Annotated in this window: 21 protein-coding genes; 8 read left to right on the top strand and 13 right to left on the bottom strand. The window is 61.6% G+C overall.

Annotated features, from left to right (window positions below; genetic code table 11):
• Window positions 1–6 precede the first annotated feature (6 nt).
• Entirely contained in the window at window positions 7–288 is a 282-nt protein-coding gene (locus tag B0G71_RS32225; protein WP_258875709.1) for an HNH endonuclease, read from the top strand.
• A gap of 86 nt (window positions 289–374) precedes the next feature.
• Here the strand turns inward: B0G71_RS32225 and B0G71_RS32220 are convergent, their stop codons facing one another.
• A complete protein-coding gene (locus B0G71_RS32220) occupies window positions 375–650 on the bottom strand; it encodes a hypothetical protein (protein WP_116146923.1) in 276 nt (91 codons plus the stop codon).
• A gap of 218 nt (window positions 651–868) precedes the next feature.
• On the opposite strand from B0G71_RS32220, the gene B0G71_RS32215 reads away from it, so the two are divergent.
• The gene (locus B0G71_RS32215) at window positions 869–1,072 is read left to right on the top strand and encodes a cold-shock protein (protein ID WP_007178724.1); all 204 of its coding nucleotides are present in this window, start codon (window positions 869–871) and stop codon (window positions 1,070–1,072) included.
• Window positions 1,073–1,184: 112 nt separating this feature from the next.
• On the opposite strand, the gene B0G71_RS32210 is transcribed toward B0G71_RS32215, so the two are convergent.
• Window positions 1,185–2,807 (bottom strand): methyl-accepting chemotaxis protein, encoded by a 1,623-nt coding sequence (locus B0G71_RS32210; RefSeq protein WP_116146921.1) that lies wholly within the window; start codon window positions 2,805–2,807, stop codon window positions 1,185–1,187.
• Window positions 2,808–3,076: 269 nt separating this feature from the next.
• Between B0G71_RS32210 and B0G71_RS32205 the strand changes: the two genes are divergently transcribed.
• The 3 genes from B0G71_RS32205 (at window position 3,077) to B0G71_RS32195 (ending at window position 5,346) form a co-directional block, all read left to right on the top strand.
• Complete coding sequence (locus B0G71_RS32205) at window positions 3,077–3,511, top strand: PaaI family thioesterase (RefSeq protein WP_012428699.1); 435 nt, start codon at window positions 3,077–3,079, stop codon at window positions 3,509–3,511.
• Between the two features lie 121 nt (window positions 3,512–3,632).
• Entirely contained in the window at window positions 3,633–3,935 is a 303-nt protein-coding gene (locus tag B0G71_RS32200; RefSeq protein ID WP_106281679.1) for a helix-turn-helix transcriptional regulator, read from the top strand.
• A gap of 58 nt (window positions 3,936–3,993) precedes the next feature.
• Window positions 3,994–5,346 (top strand): pyridoxal-dependent decarboxylase, encoded by a 1,353-nt coding sequence (locus B0G71_RS32195; RefSeq protein WP_116146919.1) that lies wholly within the window; start codon window positions 3,994–3,996, stop codon window positions 5,344–5,346.
• Window positions 5,347–5,512: 166 nt separating this feature from the next.
• Here the strand turns inward: B0G71_RS32195 and B0G71_RS32190 are convergent, their stop codons facing one another.
• The 9 genes from B0G71_RS32190 to B0G71_RS32150 form a co-directional block, all read right to left on the bottom strand.
• Window positions 5,513–6,361 (bottom strand): ureidoglycolate lyase, encoded by an 849-nt coding sequence (locus tag B0G71_RS32190; RefSeq protein WP_012428702.1) that lies wholly within the window; start codon window positions 6,359–6,361, stop codon window positions 5,513–5,515.
• Between the two features lie 66 nt (window positions 6,362–6,427).
• Window positions 6,428–7,171: an SDR family oxidoreductase gene (locus tag B0G71_RS32185; protein WP_116146917.1), complete on the bottom strand. Its 744-nt coding sequence runs from the start codon at window positions 7,169–7,171 to the stop codon at window positions 6,428–6,430.
• 44 nt (window positions 7,172–7,215) lie between these two features.
• Window positions 7,216–8,046: an amidohydrolase gene (locus tag B0G71_RS32180; RefSeq protein WP_116149075.1), complete on the bottom strand. Its 831-nt coding sequence runs from the start codon at window positions 8,044–8,046 to the stop codon at window positions 7,216–7,218.
• Window positions 8,047–8,053: 7 nt separating this feature from the next.
• Window positions 8,054–9,094: an aldo/keto reductase gene (locus B0G71_RS32175; protein ID WP_116146915.1), complete on the bottom strand. Its 1,041-nt coding sequence runs from the start codon at window positions 9,092–9,094 to the stop codon at window positions 8,054–8,056.
• 114 nt (window positions 9,095–9,208) lie between these two features.
• Window positions 9,209–10,528: a UxaA family hydrolase gene (locus B0G71_RS32170; RefSeq protein WP_116146913.1), complete on the bottom strand. Its 1,320-nt coding sequence runs from the start codon at window positions 10,526–10,528 to the stop codon at window positions 9,209–9,211.
• A 42-nt stretch (window positions 10,529–10,570) separates the two neighbouring features.
• A complete protein-coding gene (locus B0G71_RS32165) occupies window positions 10,571–10,903 on the bottom strand; it encodes a UxaA family hydrolase (RefSeq protein WP_181916852.1) in 333 nt (110 codons plus the stop codon).
• Between the two features lie 25 nt (window positions 10,904–10,928).
• Window positions 10,929–11,924 (bottom strand): ABC transporter permease, encoded by a 996-nt coding sequence (locus B0G71_RS32160; protein WP_258875789.1) that lies wholly within the window; start codon window positions 11,922–11,924, stop codon window positions 10,929–10,931.
• A gap of 49 nt (window positions 11,925–11,973) precedes the next feature.
• A complete protein-coding gene (locus B0G71_RS32155; RefSeq protein ID WP_116146909.1) occupies window positions 11,974–13,494 on the bottom strand; it encodes a sugar ABC transporter ATP-binding protein in 1,521 nt (506 codons plus the stop codon).
• Window positions 13,495–13,502: 8 nt separating this feature from the next.
• Window positions 13,503–14,552: a sugar ABC transporter substrate-binding protein gene (locus B0G71_RS32150; protein WP_241974843.1), complete on the bottom strand. Its 1,050-nt coding sequence runs from the start codon at window positions 14,550–14,552 to the stop codon at window positions 13,503–13,505.
• 273 nt (window positions 14,553–14,825) lie between these two features.
• Between B0G71_RS32150 and B0G71_RS32145 the strand changes: the two genes are divergently transcribed.
• The 3 genes from B0G71_RS32145 (at window position 14,826) to B0G71_RS32130 (ending at window position 19,203) form a co-directional block, all read left to right on the top strand.
• Window positions 14,826–15,614, top strand: a complete 789-nt coding sequence (locus tag B0G71_RS32145) for an IclR family transcriptional regulator (protein WP_106281662.1) — start codon at window positions 14,826–14,828, stop codon at window positions 15,612–15,614.
• 131 nt (window positions 15,615–15,745) lie between these two features.
• Window positions 15,746–16,291, top strand: coding sequence for a hypothetical protein (locus tag B0G71_RS32140; RefSeq protein WP_106281660.1), 546 nt, complete (start codon window positions 15,746–15,748; stop codon window positions 16,289–16,291).
• Window positions 16,292–17,322: 1,031 nt separating this feature from the next.
• Window positions 17,323–19,203: a hypothetical protein gene (locus B0G71_RS32130; RefSeq protein WP_147308729.1), complete on the top strand. Its 1,881-nt coding sequence runs from the start codon at window positions 17,323–17,325 to the stop codon at window positions 19,201–19,203.
• Between the two features lie 189 nt (window positions 19,204–19,392).
• Here B0G71_RS32130 and B0G71_RS32125 read toward each other — a convergent pair whose 3' ends face one another.
• Together B0G71_RS32125 and B0G71_RS32120 are read right to left on the bottom strand one after the other, a co-directional pair.
• On the bottom strand, window positions 19,393–20,931 hold the full coding sequence (locus tag B0G71_RS32125; RefSeq protein WP_258875708.1) for a ShlB/FhaC/HecB family hemolysin secretion/activation protein: 1,539 nt from the start codon (window positions 20,929–20,931) through the stop codon (window positions 19,393–19,395).
• Window positions 20,932–21,340: 409 nt separating this feature from the next.
• The gene (locus B0G71_RS32120; RefSeq protein ID WP_258875707.1) at window positions 21,341–23,248 is read right to left on the bottom strand and encodes a filamentous hemagglutinin N-terminal domain-containing protein; all 1,908 of its coding nucleotides are present in this window, start codon (window positions 23,246–23,248) and stop codon (window positions 21,341–21,343) included.
• Between the last annotated feature and the right edge of the window lie 200 nt (window positions 23,249–23,448).

Below are 23,448 nucleotides of genomic sequence, written 5' to 3'. Positions count from 1 at the left end.
CCGCCTGTGGACGAAATCTGCCCGCTCTGCGGCCGGCCGATCCCGGCGAGCCAGCGCGACTTGCACCACTGGGTGCCGAAAACAAAAGGCGGCAAGGAAGTCGCCGCCCTACACCGCATTTGCCACCGCCAGCTCCACGCGCTGTTCACCGAAACCGAACTGGCGCAGCGCTATTCGACGGTCGAGGCGCTCCTCGGCGACGAGGCGATACGCACCTTCGTGCGCTGGGTTCGCAGCAAGCCGAATGATTTCTACGAGCGCACGCGCCGCAGTGGGCGCAAAAACTGAGCGTCGAACGGACCGATCGAAGCCGGCTGAGCGCCGGCCGCGATCTCGCGACGGGACGCGGGCACGAAGGCCGACCGCCCGGTCGATCAGTACTCTTCGCGCTGCCAGGGGCTCCAGTCGCTGTCGGCTGATTTAAAACGCATATAAGTTGCGCTGTGGCCGGTGGGGGTGTCCGACGTGTCGCCGTGCGGCTTCTGATCGGTGACGTGGAGGGCGAAAGCCTGGCGGTCTTCGGTATCAACCGTGATACGGCCGACCGGGTCCAAGATGCCTTCCTGAGGTGATTTAGACTCCAATATCGCCAGATAGGGGGTCAAACGACTCCAGAACGAGGTAAGTTCTTCTTGCAAATAATGTGTCAATGTTTTTCCTGGAAGAGTAATACGAGCAGTTTACCCTACCTGCGGGAACAGCCTTCCAACTGCTTTCCAGGCCTCAAAAAGACCGGGGCGGGGGAATACCCGAATACTGGTTGGTTGGCGTCCGTCATTAAGACGTGATACAACTCCTACTTCGCGCTCGATCTCGTGTTGAGAAATAGCGGTCGCGAATGCAACACACAACATTTACTGGATTAAAAATGGCAACAGGTACTGTGAAGTGGTTTAACGATGCAAAGGGCTTTGGCTTCATCACGCCGGACGACGGCGGCGAAGACCTGTTCGCGCACTTTTCGGAAGTTCAAGGCAGCGGCTTCAAGTCCCTGCAGGAAAACCAAAAGGTGACGTTTGAAGTTAAGCAAGGCCCGAAGGGCAAGCAAGCTGCGAACATCCAGCCGGCCTAAGTACCGTCAGGTACGTTGAGGCACCCTTAGGCGCTTGCGTCTAATGCAAAATGGCCCGCTTCGGCGGGCCATTTTCTTTGTCTGACGATTTCCTTTTAAGCCCGTTCGCGGTCTAGATCGCGCGCATACCGGCTAACGAAAAATCGGCCGATTGCCCTTGCACTTCGTCGATTTGTTGCATCCGCAACACAGTTTCAGAAATTTCGAAGACGGAAACAGCCTGTTTCAATTGCTGAGTCTGCTGATGCAGCGAAGCCGCCGCCGCTGCAGCCTCTTCGACGAGCGCCGCGTTCTGCTGCGTCATCTCATCCATCTGCACGACCGCCTGATTCACCTGCTCGATGCCGGTGCTCTGCTCGAGCGACGACGCGCTGATCTCCGCCATCATCTGCGTGACGCGCGAGATCGAAGCGGACACGTTGCTCATCGCCGCGCCGGCGTGCTCGACCAGCGTCGAACCGCCCTGAATCTCGGCGACCGATTCGCTGATCAGCGTTTTGATTTCCTTCGCCGATTGCGCGCTGCGCTGCGCGAGGCCGCGCACTTCGCCCGCCACCACGGCGAAACCGCGCCCCTGCTCGCCCGCGCGCGCCGCTTCGACGGCCGCATTCAGCGCGAGGATGTTGGTTTGGAAGGCAATGCCGTCGATCACCGAAATGATCTCGGCGATCTTGTCCGAGCTCTGCGCAATGCCGCGCATCTTGTCGACCACCTCGTTGACCACTTCGCTGCCGCGCGAGGTCGCCTCCAGCGCGGTCTCGGCGAGCGCGTTGGCCTCACGGGCATGCTCGGCGTTCTGGCGCACGGTAGCCGTCAGTTCCTCCATGCTCGACGCGGTTTCTTCAAGCGACGCCGCCTGGTTTTCGGTGCGCGCCGACAGATCGGCGTTGCCGGTCGCGATTTCGTCGGCGCCGAGGTGGATGGAGTCCGCGGATTCGCGCACGGTCTGCACCGTGCGCGCCACGCTCGCCTGCATTTTCGCGAGGCCCGAGAACAGCCGGCCGATTTCATTGGTGCCGCGTGCGGCGATCGGTTGGTCGAGACGGCCGTGTGCGATCCGGTCGAAGTGACGGCCCGCTTCTTCCAGCGGCGCCACCACGCCGCGCCGCAGCGCCGCGTACACGGCGAACGTGCCGGCTACCAGCGCCAGCAGGATCACGATGCTGACGGCACGGAAGGTCGCCATGCGCGTGTCGATCGAATCGAGCGATGCGCGGCTTGCCGTGTTGCCGAACTGCACGAAGTTATGCAACTCGCCGAGGTACGCGTCCTGGAACGATTGCGTCGGCTGATCGAGGAAGGCCTGGATGTTGTTCGAGTCGAGAAACTGCACCAGCTCTGCGAGCGCGTCGTGCAGCTTTTTGTAGCGCTCGGCGAGCGCGGCGGCACGGGCGCCGTTTTCATCGCCGGTCTTCGGCGCGCTCATGAAGGCCGCGAACGACTGGTCGGCGGCCGTCAACTGTTCACGGGCGTGCTGCACGATATCAGCCGGCTCGGAGCCGCCGCGCACCATGCGCGTTCCGGCGCGCGAAAGGTTGATGCGCGCGTCCATCAAATGCTGGGTCGTTTCGTTGACCGCGTCCACCTGCTTCAGAGCAATGTTCGACAGATCGCCCACGTCGTCATGCGTACGCGTGAGCGACCAGAATCCCAAACCTATCGTGACAAGCTGGAAAACGCAAAACGCGGCCAGAACACACAACAGGCCGGATGCGACCTTGATCTTGCTGAACATCGTGAATACCTGAAGACAAAGAATGACGGGAGCTACATCAGGGTTAACGGCATAAGCGCGCCGCGCTTGAGGCCAATTCCATCAAAGATCGCCTTACGCCCCCTTTTCATCGGTCAACGTCAGCATTGCAATCAATTCGCGCAACAATGCGCCGCACGAATTGCCGATTCACCTTGACGCGGTGCATGCGCGCTTCCTAGAGTGGGTAGGGACTGCACGACGCAGGCCAGTGCAGATTGCCACCGCGGGCCACGCCCGAAGGAATCACAATGACCGACCTCCTCGACCGGGCGCGCGGCGCACTGCATGCCCAGCCGTTCAGCATGCTGTTAGGCGCCGAGTTGATGCAGACAAGCACCAGCGAACTCACGCTGAGCCTGCCGATCCGCGACGAGTTGCGGCAGCAGCACGGCTTCGTGCATGGCGGCGTCATCAGCTATCTCGCCGACAACGCGCTGACCTTCGCGGGCGCGCTGCTGCTCGGGCCGAAGGTCGTGACCGGGGAATACAAGATCAATTACCTGCGGCCGGCCATCAACGGCACGCTGATCGCGCGCGCGAAGGTCGTCTACGCGGGCCAGCATCAGGCGACCTGCCAATGCAACGTGTATGTGATGGAAGGCAACCGCGAAAAGCTGATTGCCGTCGCACAAGGCACGGTCAACCGGATCAGCGAGAACGGCGAACACGAACACGCGGGCTGACGTCACGGCACCTGGATGAACCACCTTTAGCGCCGCCTTCGGGGTGCTTGTCCATGCGTTGTCATTTAGCTAATATGCGAAACGTTATCGACTGATGGCTCCGTTCCACACGCACCGCTTCATGACAGACGAACTTACCCGCATCAACGCGCTCGCCAACGCAAGCCGCCTCGCCGTCATGCGCTGGCTGAAAGAGCCGACGCGGCATTTCCCGTATCAGGACCACGCCGATATCGAAACGGTCGGCGTGTGCTGCACGTTCATCACGGACAAGCTCGGTATTGCGCCTGCCACCACCACGCGTCACATGCGCATTCTCGCCGATGCGGGACTCGTGCGTGCGCAGCGCATCGGCAAGTTCACGTACTACAAGCGCATCGACGCCGAGTTGCAGAAGCTCGGCCGCGACCTCGCCAATCTCTAGGCGCGTGGCCTTCTTGAGGCTGCCGCGCCATCACGTTATCGATACTTGAAGGCCTCCTATGAACGAACTCGCTCTGATTGCCGACGCCGACCGACGCGCGCACGCTTACCTCGCCGGTATCGGCAAGCGCCGGGTGTTTCCCGACGCAACCGCGCTCGCGCAACTCGCCGCCTTCGACGAAGCCTTCCCGCAGCACGGCCACGCGCCCGCCGACGTGCTGCGTCTGCTCGACGAAAGTGGTTCGCCCGGCACGGTCGCGTCGAACGATCCGCGCTATTACGGCTTCGTGATCGGCGCGGTGCTGCCGGCCGCGGCGGCGGCCGAGCGTCTGATGGGCGCGTGGGATCAATGCGCGTCGACTTTCGACAACTCGCCCGTCGCGGCCACGTTGGAGAAAATCGCGGCGCGCTGGGTGCTCGACGCGCTGGATCTGCCGCGCGAATCCGCGATCGGCTTCGGCACCAGCGCGACGGCGTGCACGCTCGTTTGCATCGCGGCGGCGCGGCGCGCGCTGCTTGCGCGCAAGCGCTGGGATTTCGACAACGATGGCCTGGACGGCGCGCCGCCGGTGCGCGTCGTGATCTCCGAAATGGCGCACATCACCGTCAAGAAGGCGTTGCGCGTGCTCGGCTTCGGCATGAAGCGCGTGATCAGCGCGCCCGTGGACGAGCACGGCCGCATCGATCCCGCGCAGCTACCGCCGCTCGACGACATGACGATCTTCTGCGTGCAAGCGGGCGAAGTGAACACCGGAGAGTTCGATCCGTTCGCGGCACTGATTCCGCGCGCCAAAGCCGCCGGCGCCTGGGTACATGTGGATGGCGCGTTCGGTCTGTGGGCGCGGGCATCGTCGAAACGGGCGCTGACCGATGGCATCGACGGCGCCGACAGTTGGACCACCGACGGCCACAAGTGGCTCAACACGCCCTACGACGGCGCCATGGCGATCTGCCGCGACGCGCAGGCACTTTCATCGGCGATGAACAGCGACGCGGTTTACCTGACCGGCGCGCACGACGCGCAGAAGAATGTGAACCTGGAGTTCTCGCGCCGTGCGCGTGGCATTCCGATCTGGGCGGCGCTGCGTTCGCTCGGGCGCAGCGGCGTGCAGGAGATGGTGGACCGGCATTGCGCGCAGGCTGCGCGGATCGCCGAAGGTTTGCGTGGTGCCGGCTTCGAGGTGCTGAACCGCGTGGTGCTGAACCAGGTGCTGGTGCGTGCGAAGACCGACGCGCAGACGGTCGCGATTCGCGAAGCGGCGCAGGCGTCGGGCGAAACGTGGTTCGGTCAGACTGTCTGGCAAGGCCGGCCGGCGTTTCGCATCAGCGTGTCGTCGTGGCGCACTGAGGATACACACGTCGATCAGTTGGTGGCGCTGCTCGCAAGACTGCTGGCCGAACACGGCGATTGAGCAGCGTGCCGAAAACGAGTGCGGCGATGGTTAGGCCGCGCCGCACGCGCGACTGCGAATAGAGAGAGACGCGCGTAAGCGGCAGCGGCGCACACAAAAAAGCGGCTCCTGCTTGCTGGTGCAGGAACCGCTTTTCTTCATGCCCCGCGAAGCCCGCAGGCGCGAATCACTCCGCCGCGTACGTCTTCTGCGTTTGCTCGCCCAGACCTTCAATACCCAGGCGAATCGTCTGACCCGGCTTGAGAAACACAGGATTCGGCTTCACGCCCATGCCGACGCCCGGCGGCGTGCCGGTCGAAATCACGTCGCCCGGTTGCAGGCTCATGCACTGCGACACGTACGACACCAGTTTCGCGACGCCGAACACCATCGTCTTCGTGCTGCCGTTCTGATAGCGGTGGCCGTCCACTTCGAGCCACAAGCTCAGGTTCTGCGGATCGGCGACTTCGTCACGCGTGACGACCCACGGACCGATCGGGCCGAACGTGTCGAAGCCCTTACCCTTGTCCCACGTGCCGCCCTTTTCGATCTGCCATTCGCGTTCCGACACGTCGTTGATCACGCAATAACCGGCGACGTAATCCAGCGCGTTGGCTTCGTCGATATATTTCGCCGGCTTGCCGATCACCACGCCCAGTTCGACTTCCCAATCGGTTTTCTTCGAGCCGCGCGGAATTTCAACGTCGTCGTTCGGGCCGCTGATCGCGCTCGTCCACTTGTTGAAGATGACCGGTTCGGCGGGCACCGGCAGATTCGATTCGGCCGCGTGATCCGCGTAATTCAAGCCGATGCAGATGAACTTGCCGATCTTGCCGACGCACGGACCCATGCGCGGATTGCCTTCGACCAGCGGCAGCGAAGCCGGATCGAGCGCGCGCAGTTTGGCGAGACCTTCGTCGGTCAGCGCGGCGCCGTCGATATCGGCGACCACTTTCGACAGATCACGAATCTTGCCTTGCGCGTCGAGCAAGCCCGGCTTTTCCTGACCTTTCGGCCCATAACGAAGCAGTTTCATCCTGGCACTTCCTTTCAGTGGTGTTCGGTTCGTGGTTCAGCTTGGGTCGGCATACGTCGGCGTACGTCAGTTCGACCAGCCGCCGTCGATCACATGCGCATGGCCCGTGGTAAACGACGACTCGTCGGACCCGAGGTACAGCGCCAACGCGGCGATCTCTTCCGGCTTGCCGATGCGGCCCATCGGCTGGCGCGCGACAAAGGCGGCCTGCACGGCGTCCAGCGTCGCGCCTTGCGCCTGGGCCTGCGCGACGATCCGCTGTTCGAGCGACGGCGAAGCCACCGTGCCCGGGCAGATCGCGTTACAGCGTACACCACGCGTGATGAAGTCCGCAGCAACGGACTTGGTCAGCCCGATCACCGCGGCCTTGGAGGCGCTATACGCGAAGCGGTTAGGCACGCCCTTCACGCTCGACGCCGCCGACGACATGTTGATGATCGAGCCGCCGCCGTGCTCCAGCATGGCCGGCAGGAACGCGCGGATCATGCGGTACATCGCCTTCGCGTTCAGGTCGAAGGCGAAGTCCCAATCCTCTTCGCTGCATTCGAGAATATTGCCCGCATGCACGAAGCCAGCGCAGTTGAACAGCACGTCGAGCGCGCCGACTTCGGCGGCCAGCGCCTTGATCGCCGCGTCGTCGCGCACGTCGAGCTTGCGCGCCTCGACCGGCTTGCCGGCGAGTCCGTCGATGCGGATATCCGTGGCGATCACACGCGCGCCTTCGCGTGCGAAGAGTTCGGCGGTGGCGAGTCCGATGCCTTGTCCTGCCGCCGTGATCAAGGCCGTCTTGCCGGCCAGTCTTTGTGTCATCTACGACTCCAGTTGAATGGGCTGTTGCTTGTCTCTTCCAGAAATCACAATCGATAAAACGCGGCGGCATTGCCGCCGAAAACCGCTTCGCGCTCGCCGTCGCTCAAGGACGCGAGCAAGGTGTTCGCCACCGAATGCCAGAGCAGATAATCGCCGTTCAGGTCGAGCACCGGCCAGTCGCTGCCCCACATCAAACGCGCCGGACCGAATGACTTCAGCAGATGCTCGACGTACGGGTGCAGCGTTTCTTCGGTCCAGCCCGGCGATGCTTCGGTGACCAGGCCCGACAGCTTGCAATGCACCTGTGGCAGTTGCGCGAGCCGCGTGATCGCGTCGGCCCAGCTCTGGTAGCCCGCGCGTCCGTAGCGGATCGGCGGCTTCGCACCATGATCGACGACGATGCGCAGCGCCGGAAAACGCTTGGCGAAGGTTTCGAACGGCTCGACGTGGCGCGCATAAATGAGCGCGTCGAACGCGAGGTCGTGCGCGATCAGCGCTTCGATGGCCGGCGCGAGATCGGGGTTCGCGATCCATGTGTCGTCCGGTAGATCCTGCAGCATCGGCCGCACGCCCTTGAACTTCGGCTCATGCGCCAGCGCTTCGATCACCTGCGGCGCGGTGGGCAGCAACAACGGCACCCAGCCGACCACGCCGGCAATCGACGGCTCATGGCGCGCCAGGTCCAGCAAATAACGCGTCTCGTCGATGGTCGGCGCCGCCTGCACCGCCACCGTCCGTTCGATGCCCGCGCGTTCGCGCAACGGCTTGAGATCCTCCGGGCCAAACGTCCGGTACAGGATTTTCAGTTCCGGCGTGAGCCACTCGTAATCGCCACGAGCGGGATTCCAGTAATGCTGGTGGGCATCGATATGCATCGTCAACTCAATCCTCCGGCGCGGGCGCGCGGCTGTCGAGCAAGCCTTCATCACGTAACGCGGACCACAAGGCCGCGGGGATCGGCTTCTCGAACGACGCGGCGTTCTCGCGCAATTCATCGGCACTGCGCGCGCCGGTCAACACCGTGGCGACCGCCGGATGCGCATACGGAAACTGCAAGGCGGCGGCTGCCAGCGGCACGCCGTGCGCACGGCACACCGCCTCCAGCCGCGCGACGCGCTCGATCACTTCGGGCGGCGCCTCGCCGTAATTGAACTTCAGATCACCTTCGACACCGCGCGCCAGAATGCCCGAGTTGAACGCGCCGCCTAACAGGATGCTGACGCCACGTTTTTCACAAGCGGGCAACAGGTCGTCGAGCGTGGTCTGTTCGAGGAGCGTATAACGGCCCGCGAGCAACGCGCAATCGATATCGAACTCGGCCATCGCATCGAGTATCACCGCGCCTTCGTTGACGCCGAGTCCGACGGCCTTGATCGCGCCAGAAGAGCGCAGCGTGTCCAGCGCGCGAAAACCGCCGCCTTCTGTCAGTTGCCACCAGTAATGGGGATGGTTGTCGCCGTGCGTGACACGGCCGATATCGTGCACCAGCAGAATGTCGATATCGACAATGCCGAGGCGCTGCTGGCTATCTTCGAACGAACGCAAAATGCCGTCGTGGGTGTAGTCGTAGATCGCTTCGAATGGGAGCGGGTTTTGCCAGCCTTCCTTGTCGTCGAAAGGCGTGGTGCGCGGCACGAAACGGCGGCCAACTTTGGTGGACAGCAGATATTCGCCGCGCGGATAGCGCCGCAACACGTCACCCAGACGATGCTCGGCTTTCGTGTTGCCGTAATGCGGCGCGGTGTCGAAATAGCGCACGCCGGCGTTCCAGGCCGCAGCAATGGTGGCGTGAGCTTCTTCGTCGGACAGATCGCGGTACAGGCCGCCGAGCGGCGCCGTGCCGAGTCCCAAACCGGTCACCTGCAACGGCCCGCGGCCGATGCGGCGCCGTTGCCCGATCTTCGATCCGGTCGTTGCGGTCATTGAACGCGTCTCCAATTTGTCGTGTTTTACCATGCATGGGCGAGGTTTGCCCACGGCGCGTGCGGCCTGCCGCTAGCCATGACCGCGAATGAGCCGCTCTGCGCGGCTCGGCGCTCAGTGCGGCTCGATCGCGACGACCCGATGCTGCGCTGCGGCGCTCGACGGCAAGCAAGCCGGCCCAACCGGCTCGAACGTCTTGTACGTCAGAATGAATTCCTGATGACCAAGCGTCTCCGACTTCGAAGCCGCACCGCGCGAGACCGCCACTGTCTGCTCGAACACTTCGCGGCCTACTTCGTCGAGCGTGCCGCGGCCTTCGAGAATGCGGCCTGCATCGACATCCATGTCGCCGGAGAGATTGCGATACGTCGCGGGATTCGCGCAGACCTTGATCACCGGCGAGATCGCCGAGCCGACCACCGAACCGCGCCCCGTGGTGAACAGAATCACATGCGCACCACAGGCGATCAGCTCGCCGATCTCCGCGTTATCGCTGATGTTGGGGAAACCGAAGCGCGGCTCGCCGTCCGGCACCACGTCGAGCAGATACAGTCCGCCCGTTGGCGGAATATCGCCCGGCTTGATGATGCCGACAATCGGCGACGCTCCGCTTTTCGCATACGCGCCCAGCGATTTCTCTTCCTGCGTGGTGAGGCCGCCGTCCGCGTTGCCGACCGCGAAACTGCCGTGGCCAAGAATCGAGTAATAGCGCGCCGCCTTCGCGACGCAAGCGACGATTTCGTCGCCGAGCGCCGGACGCGCCGCGCGCGTCTTCATATGGAATTCGCAGCCCACCAGCTCGCCGGTTTCCTCGAAGATGCAGGTCGCGCCCGCGTCGATCAGATGATCGAACGCGCGGCCCACCGCTGGATTCGCCGTGATGCCGCTGGTGCCGTCCGAGCCGCCGCAGATCGTGCCGATCACCAGTTCGCTCAGTGCCATCGGTACTTTCTGCTGCGCGGCGAGTTGCTGGCGCGCGCCGCGAATCCAGTCGACGCCGTATTGAATCGTGCTGCGCGTGCCGCCCTTTTCCTGGATCGTCAGCACTTCGACGGGACGGCCGCTCGCGCGCACCACGTCCACCAGATAGTGCTTGTTCATGCTCTCGCAACCCAGCGACACGAATAGCACCGCGCCCACGTTGGGATGCGTGGCGAGCCGCTCGAGCATCTTTTCCGCATAGCCGTTCGGATAGCAGCCCGGAAAGCCTATCAGGTGCACAGGCGGTTCGCGTTCGGCGGAAGGATCGTCGAAGGCGTCGAGCGGTTCGCGAAACTGCGTAACGATCTCGCGCGCGACGTGATGCGCGCACTCGACCAGATACGCCACCGCGACCACATTGCGGATGCCCTTGCGGCCATCGCGGCGCAGATAGCCCTCAAGCGCGGGCTGCTGCGCGGCGACAGGCAGAGATGCTACGGAAGTGTCAGTCATGATCGTTCCAGCGCGGCGCGAGGCCACGTCGTTGTGCGCACATCAGTGATGGACGAATTCGTGGCCCGCGTCGTGCGTGTACGTCGGCAGGTAATCGCTTTCAAGGTTGTGCGTATGCAGATGCGCACCGCGTGCCACGGCTTCTGTCACGTGACCGATCACCGCGCCGTAGCGCAGCACCTTGTCGTCCTTTGCGAGTTCATGGCGCGCCACCTTGTGACCGAGGTCGATGGTTTTGCTGAGCGTCACGCGCTCGCCCTCGATCTCGATCTGCGTGCCGCCGTCGAGGCGCGCCGCCGCGATCAGGCAGTTGTCGGCGGGGCTGAGCAGGATCAGGCGCGGGTCGGTTTGCAATGGCAACGGGCGGCTGGTCAAATGAGTTCTCCAAGGTGCATGTGCATCAGTTCTGCCCTTCGCCGCTCGCAACGCGCGCCACCATCAGCGAGCCCAGAATGATCGCGCCATAGATCGCCTGAATCCAGAAAGACGGCACCTGGGCTAACGTCAGCAGGTTCTGCACGACGCCGAGCAGCAACACGCCGGTGAGCGCGCCGAACATGGTGCCCTTGCCGCCGTCGAGCGAAATGCCGCCGATCACCGCCGCCGCGAACACCGTGAAGATCATGCCGTTGCCCTGGTTTGCATTGATCGCGCCGACATAGCCGGTCACGATCAGACCGCCCACCGAGGCAAGTATGCTCCCGAGCACGAATACGCCCCACGTGATGCGCTCCACGCGAATCCCAGCAGCGCGGGCCGCTTCCGGATTGCCGCCGATGGCGTACAACGCGCGCCCCAGCCGGTGATAGCGCAACATGAAGGCCGCGATCGCAAATGCCACTGCGGCGAGCCATACGGACAAAGGCAAGCCGAGCACGATAGTGGTGGCCAGCGCGAAGAACGACGGCGGCATATCGAACAGCGTGCCGCCCTTGGTCGCGCCGACCAGCATGCCGCGCAACACGATCAGCATGGCCAGCGTGACGATGAACGCATTGAGCCGCAAACGCACCACGAGAAAGCCGTTGATGAAGCCGATCACCGCGCCCACCGCCACGATGGCGAGCAAGCCGGCCGCCGCCGGCCATTGCATGCCGAAGCCCGCCGACGCCGCCGGCATCACCAGCATCGCGCCCACGGCGGGCGCGATGCCGACCGTCGATTCGAGCGACAAGTCGAACTTGCCGGTCAGCACGATCAGCGATTCGGCGAGCACGACGAGCGCCAACGCCGCCGACGCGCCCAGCACACTGATGAGATTCGCCTTCGTCAGAAAGCTCGGGCTGACAAACGCGCCGATCACGACCAACAAAGCAAGCGCGGGCAACAACGCCAGTTCACGCAGCCGTGCGAGTTCGGAGCGCGCGCGTTTGCCTCGCGACGCCGGCGCGGCCATCTGCGGCTGAGCCTGACCTTGCGCGGCGCCGAAAGCGGGACTGGACACACTATTCTTCATGAAGACTGACTCCTTCAACGGATGCGATCAGGTCGTGGTCCTGCCAACCCGCGGGAAATTCGGCCGCGACACGGCCACGGAACATGACCAGCACGCGGTCACAGGTGCGCAGATCGTCGAGTTCGCCGGACACGACCAGCACGGCCTTGCCCTCTTCGCGCACGCGGTCCACGACGGAGAGCAACGCTTCCTTCGATTTCACGTCGACGCCCGCGGTAGGATCGATCAGCACGAGCACATTGGGGTTAGTGGCGAGCGCGCGCGCCATCACCACCTTCTGCTGATTGCCGCCGGATAGGCCCGACACGACATGCTCCGGACCTTGCGCGACGATGCCGAGCGCCTCGATCATCTTCTGGCCGAAGGCGTTCTTCTTCGCGGGCGGCGCGATGCCGAATTTGCCGAGCAGACGTGCGATCGTCATGGACGCGTTTTCCGCCACCGATTGCGTGAGCACCAGCCCTTCGTGATGCCGATCCTTCGGCACACAGCCTATGCCATGCGCGAGCGCCGCGGGCACATCGCCGGGTGGCAAGATTGCGCCGTCGACGCTGATCGTGCCGCGCGTGGGCGCGCGCAGGCCCGCAATCGCTTCGGCCACGCTCGTGCGGCCGCTGCTCGTCGCGCCGGTCAAGCCGACGACTTCGCCGCGCTTCACCGTGAACGACACGCCTTCGTAATCGGCGCCGGCCAGTTCCTTGAGTTCCAGCGCGACCGCCGTATCGGCGGGCAACGCGGCGCGCGCTGCAGCGTCGGCGACGGCGAGACCGCCGCGTTCGCCGGTCATCGCTTCGATCAGTTGCTCGCGCGGCAACGCGGAAACCGGCGCGCTGACGATATGCCGCGCATCGCGCAGCACCGTCACGGCCTGGCAGATTTCATAGACTTCCTGAAGATGATGCGAGATGAAGAGAAACGTCACGCCTTCGCGCTGCAACTCGCTAATACGCCGGAACAGACGCTTGATCTCGTCGCCGTCGAGTTGCGCGGTCGGTTCGTCGAGAATGATGAAGCGCGCGCCGTACGACAGCGCGCGCGCAATCTCCACCAGTTGCCGCGCCTCCACCGACAGATCGCCGGCGCGGGCATCTTCGCGCACGTCGATCTTCCAGTGATCGAGCAACGCGCGCGCATCGCGCCGCATGGCTTGCCAATCGATCACGCCGCCGCGCAACGGCTGGCGGTTGATGAACAGATTCTCCGCCACGCTCAGATCGCGGATGATCGTTGAATGTTGATAGACGCATGCCACGCGCTCGCGCCAGGCGTCACGATCCGCGATCGATGGCGCGGCCGCGCCGCTGAAACGCACCTCGCCGGTGTCGGGCTTGCGCAGGCCGGTGAGAATCGACACCAGCGTCGATTTACCCGCGCCGTTGCGCCCGACGAGCGCATGCGACTCGCCGGGCATGACGCGAATGCTCACGTCGTTCAGCGCGGCCGTCGAGCCGAAGCGTTTGGTGACCTCGAGCGCTTCGACGACGGGCACGGAGGACGTGAGCTCTCTCATTGGACCGCTCATTTGACCGTGTTGCCCCACAAGGCTTTGTCGTCGACGTTCGATTTCGTCACGAGCGGTGCGGGCAATTGGTCTTCCAGAATGCCCGGCGCCAGCTGGATGATGTTGCTGCCGTGATCGGTCGGACCCGGCTTGAAGGTCTGACCTGCCAACGCCGCCTTGATATAGAACAGGCCGTATTTCGCGTACGAGTCGGCGGGCTGCGACACGGTCGCGTCGATATCGCCGCGGCGGATCGCGTCGAACTCTTGAGGAATGCCGTCGTTGCTGACGATCACGACATGCTTCGCATTGCCGGCGGGAAACAGCATCTGCTTGCGACGCAAGGTTTGCAGTGTCGGCGACAGATAGACGCCGCCTGCCTGCATGTAGATGGCTTTCACGTCGGGATTCGCGGTCAGCAGACTGTCGAGTGCGGTGGCGGCGACGTCGCCCTTCCAGGCCGCGGGGATTTCCAATACCGACACGCCGGGATAACCCTTCATGCAAGAGCGGAACGCTTCAGACCGATCGCGTCCGTTGACCGATGCCAGGTCGCCCATGATCTGCACGACCTTGCCCGACTTCACGTGATCGCCAATGTATTTGCACGCCTTCTCGCCGTACGCGTGATTGTCCGCGCGCACGACCATCGCGACCTTGCCCTGCGTCGGCGCGACGTCTACGGCGACCACCGGCACGTTCTTCGCCGCAGCGGCGTCGAGCGCGCGGCTGATCGCCGCCGAATCCAGCGGGCCGACCACGATACCCTTCGCACCGAGGTTGAGCAGGTTGTTCATGTCCGTGATCTGCTGGACCGGATCGCCGTTCGAATTGACCGGCGCGAGGATGTCGAGACCGCTCTCCTTCGCGTACTTGGGCAGATAGTTGTTGTACGACTGCCAGAACGGCGAGGTCAGCAGCGGCAGACCGAGGCCGATCTTGCCGGCCTCGGCGGCTTGCGCGGCACCCGTCGCGCCAAGGCCGGCGAGGCACGCAGCGGCTGCCGCGACGGAGAACGAAGTGCGGAACAAACGGCGGGCCGTGAGCGGCCCTTTCGCGAACGACATGGTTGTCTCCAGATATGCGTTGTGGGAACTGCGTGAACCGGGTCTGAGGCCGGCACTTCGTCCTGCGCTCTTTTTATTCGGGTCTTGTCGAGTCTTGGCGACGTTCATTCACCAATGAACGTATTATTCATATATGGACTTTTCGAAGTCAAGGAATATAGACTGCAGGGACCGTCCGTATTTTCCCTGGACGTGCGCCATCTCCGCGAGATTCGTCCCGCACGTACACTCACGCGCCACATAATGAGAACAGCCCAAGGAACCTCCCTCACGATGGACGCAGACGACAAAGACGACGCCGACCGCTACCGCGCCCCGGCGCTCGACAAAGGCCTCGACATCCTCGAACTGCTCGCCGAGCAGAAGGAAGGACTCACGCGTGCCGAAATCACCAAGCTGCTCGGACGCAACGCGAGCGAGATGTATCGCATGCTCGAACGGCTGGTCGCGCGCCAGTACGTGGTGCGCTCCGCGGGGGGAGACCGCTATTCGCTCAGCCTCAAGCTGTACGCGCTCGCGCACCGTCATCCGCCGATGAACCGTCTGATCTCCGAAGCGCTGCCGCTCATGCAGCGCTTTGCCGATGCTGCCGAACAATCGTGTCATCTCGTGGTGTACGACCGCGGCAATCTGCTGGTGATCGCGCAAGTGGATGGTCCGGGTACGTGGGGCATGTCGGTACGGCTCGGTTCGCGCGTCGGCCTGATCGACACCGGTTCCGGGCGCGTGATGCTCGCGTTTCAAAGCATCGAGCAGCGCGAACAGATGCTGGCCGAACACACGAAGGTAAAGGGCGAGGTCACGATCGATCGTGACGCGCTCGAACAGGCTTGCGAGCGGATTCGCGCAGCGGGTTTTTCGCAGAAAGACAGCCAGCAGACGTTCGGCGTGACCGACCTCACGTTTCCGATCCAGGGTCCGTCCGGCCAGGCGATCGCAGTGCTGACCTGTCCGTACTTGCGACGCATCGACGAATACGTCGCCCCGACGCTCGAAGCCGCCACCGTGCTGTTGCGCGAGACGGTACAGGCACTGTCGATGTTTCACGAGAACGCCGCCTAGCGCGTGGTGCGGCGGATCGACGCTGAGCGGCGTTGCGTCGAAAATCGGCCGCTCGCGCACATGGTTTAGAATGGCGACCCTCTCAAAAATCCCGCCGCATGGCTTCGCCCATGCGCGCTCATCGATAAGCAATGGCGAAACTTCTGACCGATTCCGAATTCCAGCGTTTTTCCGAACTCCAGCAGAAGCAGTCGAGCTTCACGATCACGCCTGAAGAAGCCGACGAACTGCGCGACATCGTCGCTCATGCGCAAAAGCGCCGCGACGATCGCGCGGCGGCGATGCAGAGCATCGAGACGTTCATTCAGCAATTCGACATCAGCCCGGACGAGCTGTTTTCGCCGGAGCAGATCGGCGAAGCCGCGCGCACGTACGGCCTGATTCCGGCCGCGAAGAAAGAGCGCGTGCTGCCGCCGCAATTCACGTTCAACGGCAAGCCGTATCAGTGGACGACGCGCGCGCTGCCGGACGATATTCGAGTGCCGTTGTTCGATGCGTTCAAGGCGGGTGAATCGGTGAAGTCGTTTATCGCGACGCCGAAGGATGCGAGTCGTTGTGCGGCGACGATTGCGCGTTTGGAGCGCGAGACCGGGGCGGTTTATGGCGATGCGTGGTTGGAGGAGTTGGCGGTGACGCGGTCGCAGGTCGATGAGGCGGCGGCGAAGCTGGCGGCTTAAACCCGCTCTCATCATATCGGCCATGATGTCTACGTCTTTGCTGCGAAATGTATCGGGCGCGCCGCAGGCATTTGTTAATGCCTGCTCTGCAATCCATTTCATAGCCCTTGATTCAGCGCGTGCGCTCCCTGATGGCAAAGCGCAAGCCGTCCGTGTTCTTTGCCTCGCGCGCTGCCGTTAAACGTCGAGCACATCCCAGCGGTTCGCGTGACAGCCACACCGCGTAGGTTGGGTGCGGATACGTGGCGTGTTGTGCCACATACGACAGCGGCCAGCCTGTCATAGTTTCGCTGTCGAAATCCAGTTCAGCCGTGCCCTGAATGCACGACACCACATCACAGGCCCGCATCCGCCTATTCGAACTCCGCCGGTGTGGTGTCAAGATATGGCTACACGACGGCCCATCCTGCGGCAGGGGCCGATTGGACACCGGAGACTTCGCACAACTACCGTTGTGCCCGCGTGCCGATTAAAATTTCCGTGTCAACACCTCTGGCCGTCTGTCCACCCTCTTTACCAAGACTTTCGTTTGGTGCCGTGGCTTTATTCAAATCGTTTGTCCGACGCATTCTGAGGCGACCGATCAATATCATCAGAAACAAAAACTCAGCCGAGCTGTAACCTCGCGCCGGAATTTTCTTATCAGCTTGCAGGATAAAAGGTAGCCACCGACGGAGCGCATAAACCTAGAACATTGAAATTGCTCCTCGTACATAAAGTCAACAATAACGTCCGCCGGGGTCTTGCCACACGCCCCTCAAATATTACAAACTGCCATCTCGCTTACAGAATCCACACGCGCGTTCGCTAACGAGAGTTACGAGTAGACCACTTGAAGGAATAACCCACCTCCTTGTGCAAGTCGTCGAAGATGGACGTCACAGATAATCCACATATTTAGGATAACGATTTCATCTATCGGCATATCTGATTCCATCCAAGGAATCTCGCATCGACAATAACATCGACGGAATTGGGATTTCTGTTTTCACACGCAAAAATATCCTAATTCATCCGCATTCTTTCACAAAATGATCAAGAAAATTCCAACGAGACTAACAGGCTTTTTCGTCAGATGGCTCACGACGACCCTTCTCTCAATCTCACTCGCTGCATGCGGCTCGGGCGACGGTAGTTCGTCGCAGCTCACATCTACGGATTCAAGCGCCGTAACAAGCGAGCAGTCGAACAAGACGCCTCTGCGTCCCCCGCCGTTTTCGGAAGTTAAGTTTTCGCCTTCAGCGCTCAGCAAAACGAATTCACCATCGGTATTGAAAGCGTCCACTCAGTCCGCGGGATCGTTGAGCGGCTATGTACAAGCTCAGTGGATCTGGAATTCCTATCGTATAAGCGTGTGCTGGGAGAATCCAGCTCCCTGGAATGATGCGCAGCGTGAGTGGGCAAAAGAGGCTGTCACTAGCACTTGGGACGCGAATTCGGACGTGACGTTCGTCGATTGGACGACGTGTCCGGAATCCGGCACATATCTGGGTGTTCGTTTGTCCATCACCGACGGTCAACCAATCACACGGCAGTTGGGTGAAGCAGGGATAGGCTGGAAGTCCAACGTTAAGCTGAACATGGATTTCGGCTCATGGTCGCCTATTTGTTCCTTTCGGGATCAGTTAGAAAGCTGCGTTAAGACGGTGGCTGTTCATGAGTTCGGCCACCTGCTGGCTTTTGCCCATGAACAGGATCGGCCGGACACACCTGAAGGTTGCAAAGACCAAGGCACGGGTATGACGGGAGGTGTCGTCCTTGGGGCGTGGGATTTGAACTCTGTTATGAATTACTGCAATCCAGAGTGGATGGGGCTTGGCTTGCTGAGTCCCGTTGACGTCAACATGGTCCAGACGTATTACGGTAAGCCCGGAAGCAAAATTTATTCGGTCTTCACGGCCAACGATCCGCCTATCGTGGCAGTACAGGACAGCAAGTCTTTCGACTATGTGACGGATTACCTCACCATTCCCAACGCGGACGGCTTCGTGCTTCGTCATTTCGCTGCCACGTCTGATGGAAACAAGGTAGCCTACACACTGATTAACCGGCAGAAAGGCAGCACGATTTTCGGCTACATTGACACTCATACCGACACGCTCAAAGAACAAAAAATAATTGCCGAAGAAGTTCTGGACATGAAACTGTCCGCTGACAGCAAATACGCGTATGTCGTCTGGCAGCAGGGCACTGCCGCCGGGGTGCGCGCCTATGATCTGGAGACGCTCAACGTCGCTTGGAACTTGCCACTTTCGGGGGCGAAGCAGTTAGCTGCGCCTCGTAGTGCGGCGAGTCAGCAACTCTATGTTGTCAAGAACAATGGGAGTGGTAGTGCGCAGTCGATCGTCGTAGTGGATCTGAACGCTCATACTCAATTTGCCACGTATTCAGTCGGCACAACCCACTCTTTATCATTGGTCGTGGGTCTAACACCCGACGAGAAAACGCTTTACCTTGTCGATCCGAGCACAGAGGACCATCTTGCTCCGTTCATTGCCTCCCTAGACACCCGTAGCGGCCAATATAGCGTTCTGCAAACGATCAACCCTGCGGATGCCGGAGTTCATGACCTGCAAGTCCTCGATGGCGATCAAGTTCTTCTTGGAACGAACAAACAGGGTATTGCGCCGCTCATTTATGACGTCGCCGCGAAATCATTTAGAGCTATAACCGATGGTATTCCGAGCGGCTGGAGCCTCCCATTCGTCTACTCCCCTGACGGCAAAGTTGTGTTCACCATGGGCCAGTACTGGGACGGCGGGATTCCGTATTATTCGTTTGTCCGTCTCGATAGCTACAGATTGAATATGGCCACTGGCCCCGTGGTCTGGGACGGATCTAACCATCCGGTTTGGAGTGTCGGCTTCGGCCAAGACGTGGTGACTCGCCCGTTCGCGGTAGTGTATCGCTGATCGGAATTCGGCTAGCCATTTCCAAGCTGACATGCCGTTCAGTCAGGAGACTGAACGGCTGCCATCAGAAACTCATCATGAGCAACGCTTGGACAACGCAGTCGCAAGCGATCTAGTTTTGAGGATCCTCTCGAGGTGAGCGAAGAGCATTTCGACCGTCTCCGGCGTCACCACTGCTGGTTGATTCAACTAAAACGTCGTGGACACGGTAACCCAGGTCTGCTGTCGAGCCGTGTGCTCAAAAACATGGCCCGCACGCATCGCATAAGTTAACTGCGCGACCACATGCTTGCCGCTGTAGCTCGCGCCGATGCCATAACCTTGCAAGCGCACGAATGCGCCCGGTATCGGGCCGTCCGGACGTGTTCTGCCTCGCGCATCGTCATAAAACACCTGCACAGAGGCGCCCGGCAAACTGCTGATAGATTTGCTCGCGGCGATCGAAAGGATCAGACCGTCGTCGACCGAAGCCGCGTTCTGATCATAAGCGCGCACGGCAGAAGGACCGCCGAGCCCCATTCGTTCCGAGCTGTCGAGACTCCGACTGGCCCATTGCCCGCGCATCTGGACTGAAGCGCGAATAGTGGGCGTAATGGCCTGGACGTAAGCGACGGATGGTTCGGCCTTGTAGAAGTCGAATCGTCGGCTGCCGAGCATGGGTGCGCTACTTGAATAGTCGAACTCGCTCTGCTCTGCCGTGCCGCGACTGAGCACGGCGCTGTACTGAATCACGTTGCGGCGCGTGCCGATTTCACCAGCCAGGGCGCCATCCGCGCGCACTGATGCAACGAGGCTGCGCAGGCCGGTTCGAAGCACGTTGTCGAACTTTTCGTCGCTGGACCGTTTGAGGTCGAGATTGGCACCAAGATCGAGACTCCCGGAGTCTGAGCGGATCAGCGGCTGGACGCCGTAAATGCTGACGACATTCGCCGATCCGGTACCCAAGCCCGTGAACATCTCACCTAGCCGGTAATCCACATGCGAGTACGCGATACCCGCACGGCTCGCACCGAGGCCAGTGAGCATGTCGTAAGAGATGCGGCCGAGGCGCGTTTGCCCGTCTTCGCCTGCCTGGGTCTGCATGAAACGCGGCGTCAGATAGACCGTGGCCTGTAACTGGTCGCCTAGCCCCAGCATATTGTTAACGCCGCCGGTCAGGCCGAATCTGCGCCAACCCGCTTGCCGCGAGCCCGCGTTATCGATAGTCGCCGCACCGTAATACCGGTCGCCAGGCGCGACATCGACTGTGACTACCGTGCCGCCCGGTTGGCTTCCGGCAGACAACGTGGATGTCGCCGATCCGACACCGGGAATGTCCTCGACAAGGCGTGCGTTGCGCTCGATATCGTGCAGCGAAGGTGCGCCGTCACGCGTGCTTTCAAGAATTTCCCGAAGCCGTTTGGTCGCGACGTCGGAGCTGTTTTCGACAGTGACCGACTCGACATGGCCGCGCGCGATCTCGAAGTGGATGACGCCGTCCGTCACCGTCTGCGGCGGCAGGATGACACGCACGAGAGAGTCGCCACCGTGGTACAGGACCGTGGTAAGCGCATCGCGCAGTACGCGCAATTCTGAAAGCGTGACGTTACGCCCACGCCACGGCGCAAGGAATTCGTCGGCGCGTTGTTGTTCCTCCACAGACAACGCGCCGCCAAACTCGAAGCCATGGACGGGAAATGAAAGCTCGCCGTTTTCGGGTGCCGTCTCGGGTGGAGTCGAAGGCTGCATCGGCGCTGCTCGATCAACTCCGGGTTCGGCTCCGGCTCCTCGCGTCAGTTCGGGAGTCTGTCGGAGCAGCGAGCCGGCGTTCGTCGGCTCGTAGGCTTGCGCGGAAGCGTGCCATACAGTCACGCCGAGCAACGGCAGCCAGGCGCGGTCAAATCGACGGCGTGTGTGCCAGTAGGAGTGAGCGGCTTTCAAGTTTGCGATGCGCTGGAAAAATAAGCGCCAGCAGAGCCTCGTGAGAGCCCTGCCGACGCACGAATCGGGAATGAGGAAGGTTTGTTACGACGCAAATCAGAAAGGGAGAGGCGAAGCGCCTCTCCCTTCGTTACGCCGGCTTGTCTGTTCGCTCAGTGAGTTATTGCGACTCGCCTGATGAAGAACCGCTCAAGTACTTTGTCACGCTCGCTTGCGATCACAGGTTTGCGGACTTCGCCTTGATGCGGATGTTGCCGTCCGCGTTCTGCGTGTTGGCCGGCAGACTGACCTCGCGAGCCGTCAACTTGCCGCCGACGCGAGCCACGTACGCATCGACAGCAATCTTGTCGCCTGCCTGGATGCGCCCGGTTTGAACGTCGAAGGCGTTCAGCGTGACATCGTTACCGGCTTTGGTAAGGGACGAAGCCTGCTGCGAGACAGTGGTCGCTGCGTTCAATGCCACGTTGCCGTTGCGGCTGATCACGTTGCCCGTTTGAACGAGGTGACCGCCTTGCATAACCTGCACGCACGACATCCCGTCCGGACACGGCGGCATATATTGCATGGATTTAACCGAAATATTGCCATCTGCCTTCAGATTCCCCGTTAGCGCGATGTCGCCGCCGTTGATATTGATGGTCTTGCCCGTGACATTCGCCACATGGATTTGACCAGCGGGTGACATAACAGTAGTCACCGGATCTTGATAGACCGCCTCTGATGTCAGCGAGACGTCGGCGGCGGCCGAAGTTTTGACACCATTGGCCTGGATGATATTGGCACCGGCCACGTAGACCGAACCGCTAGTCGCGCTCACGTCTGCTCGCTGGTGCACGTCTCCGTCAGCGGAAACCGACACCATGCTCCCCGCGTGGATCGGTGCGTTGATGTCGACAGCGACGCCGCCCAGCGACACCTGATCGGCTTCAATCCGACCGTTAGTTGTGACAGCACCGCCGGCAGCGGTGATATCAGCAAGGTCCGATACGATCTTGCCGTCCATGGTGACGTTGCCACGCACCGAACTGATGTTGACGTAGCCCGATGCCGCTTGTATCTTTGCGCCCGACTCCACCGCGATGTCGTGGCCCTTGAGTGCGCGAGCGCTGCCGTCAGGTGCCGTGGATGCGTCGAAGGGTGAAGACGGAGAAGGAAATGCCGGCGCAGTCGTAATCCAGATAGAGTTGTCGGCAGTCAAACGGCCACCTACACCGATCTTGCCGTCACGTTCCGCACCAAGCGTGATACTGCCGCCTCGACCCAATGAGGCACTGGTTGCCTCGATCTGCCCTGTGTTTTGAACGACGGTACCCAGCATGGCGCCGGTCGCCGCCGCGGACAGCGTGACGTTGCCGCCCTTCGCGGCGATAACACCGTAATTGGCAGCCAGCGCATTCTGTGCCTGCCGGCCGAGCGAGACCCCAAAGCCTGAATCGCTCATCTGCATCGCTACGCCGTTCGCGGCACCGAGCGCCACGTCTTTTGCGCGGATCGTGCCGTGGTTAGCCGCCTGAGGGCCCAACAGAATCACCGCTTCGTCCGCGGTCAGTTGGCCGTTATTAGTGACCTTACCTTCACCGCCGCGCGAAAAGAGATTGATGTTCCGGGTGCCGTTCAAGCCTTGCCTGCCGCCGTCCATGAACTGCTGGTCATTCACGTCGAGGGTCGAGGCTACGAGGCTTCCAACATTGACCTTGGCGTTCTGGCCGAACACGACACCCGCCGGGTTGACCACGAACACCCGGCCGTTCGCGTTCAGCACGCCGTTGATCTGCGTGGGGTCCGCCGTGGTCACACGGTTGAGCAGAGCCGACGTGGCGCCCGGCTGACTGACGACAACCGACTGGTCTTGCCCAATGTTGAAGTTCTTCCAGTTGACGATCATCTTGTCGCTGGACTGCGAAATGGTCGTTTTGTTGCCCTGCGTTTTGATGGCGCCGGCACCTGCCGCCACGACGCCGCCGTCGACGGCCCAAGCGGTATTGGCACAACCCATGGCCGCCATCAACATTGCCGGCATGAGCGCCAGCCGGTAGCCTGTTTTCCCCGTGCCCTGGTAGGTCTCGCGGGTACGTTTCTTGTGATTCATTAGTGGACCTGTTAAGAGAGCTAAATAAAATCCCAACCGAGCGACAGTTCGCTGACTACACCTTTGCCAAGACTCGGAGCCAGGAAGTAACCTGACCGTAAGATTTTATGAAAGGTCCACTCAAACAGTGTTGAGAAACGTCCGAAGATCTGGCGCTTTCGTCACTATGCAAATTCCGATGACACGCTGCGCGCAAGGAGAACTCCGTCGCGATGTCGATATGTTCTGACAAGACA

Origin of the sequence: Paraburkholderia sp. BL27I4N3, assembly GCF_003386115.1 — a bacterium.
Taxonomy (GTDB): domain Bacteria; phylum Pseudomonadota; class Gammaproteobacteria; order Burkholderiales; family Burkholderiaceae; genus Paraburkholderia.
Note: the sequence above shows the minus strand (reverse complement) of the source record. Positions and strands in the feature narration are given on the sequence as shown.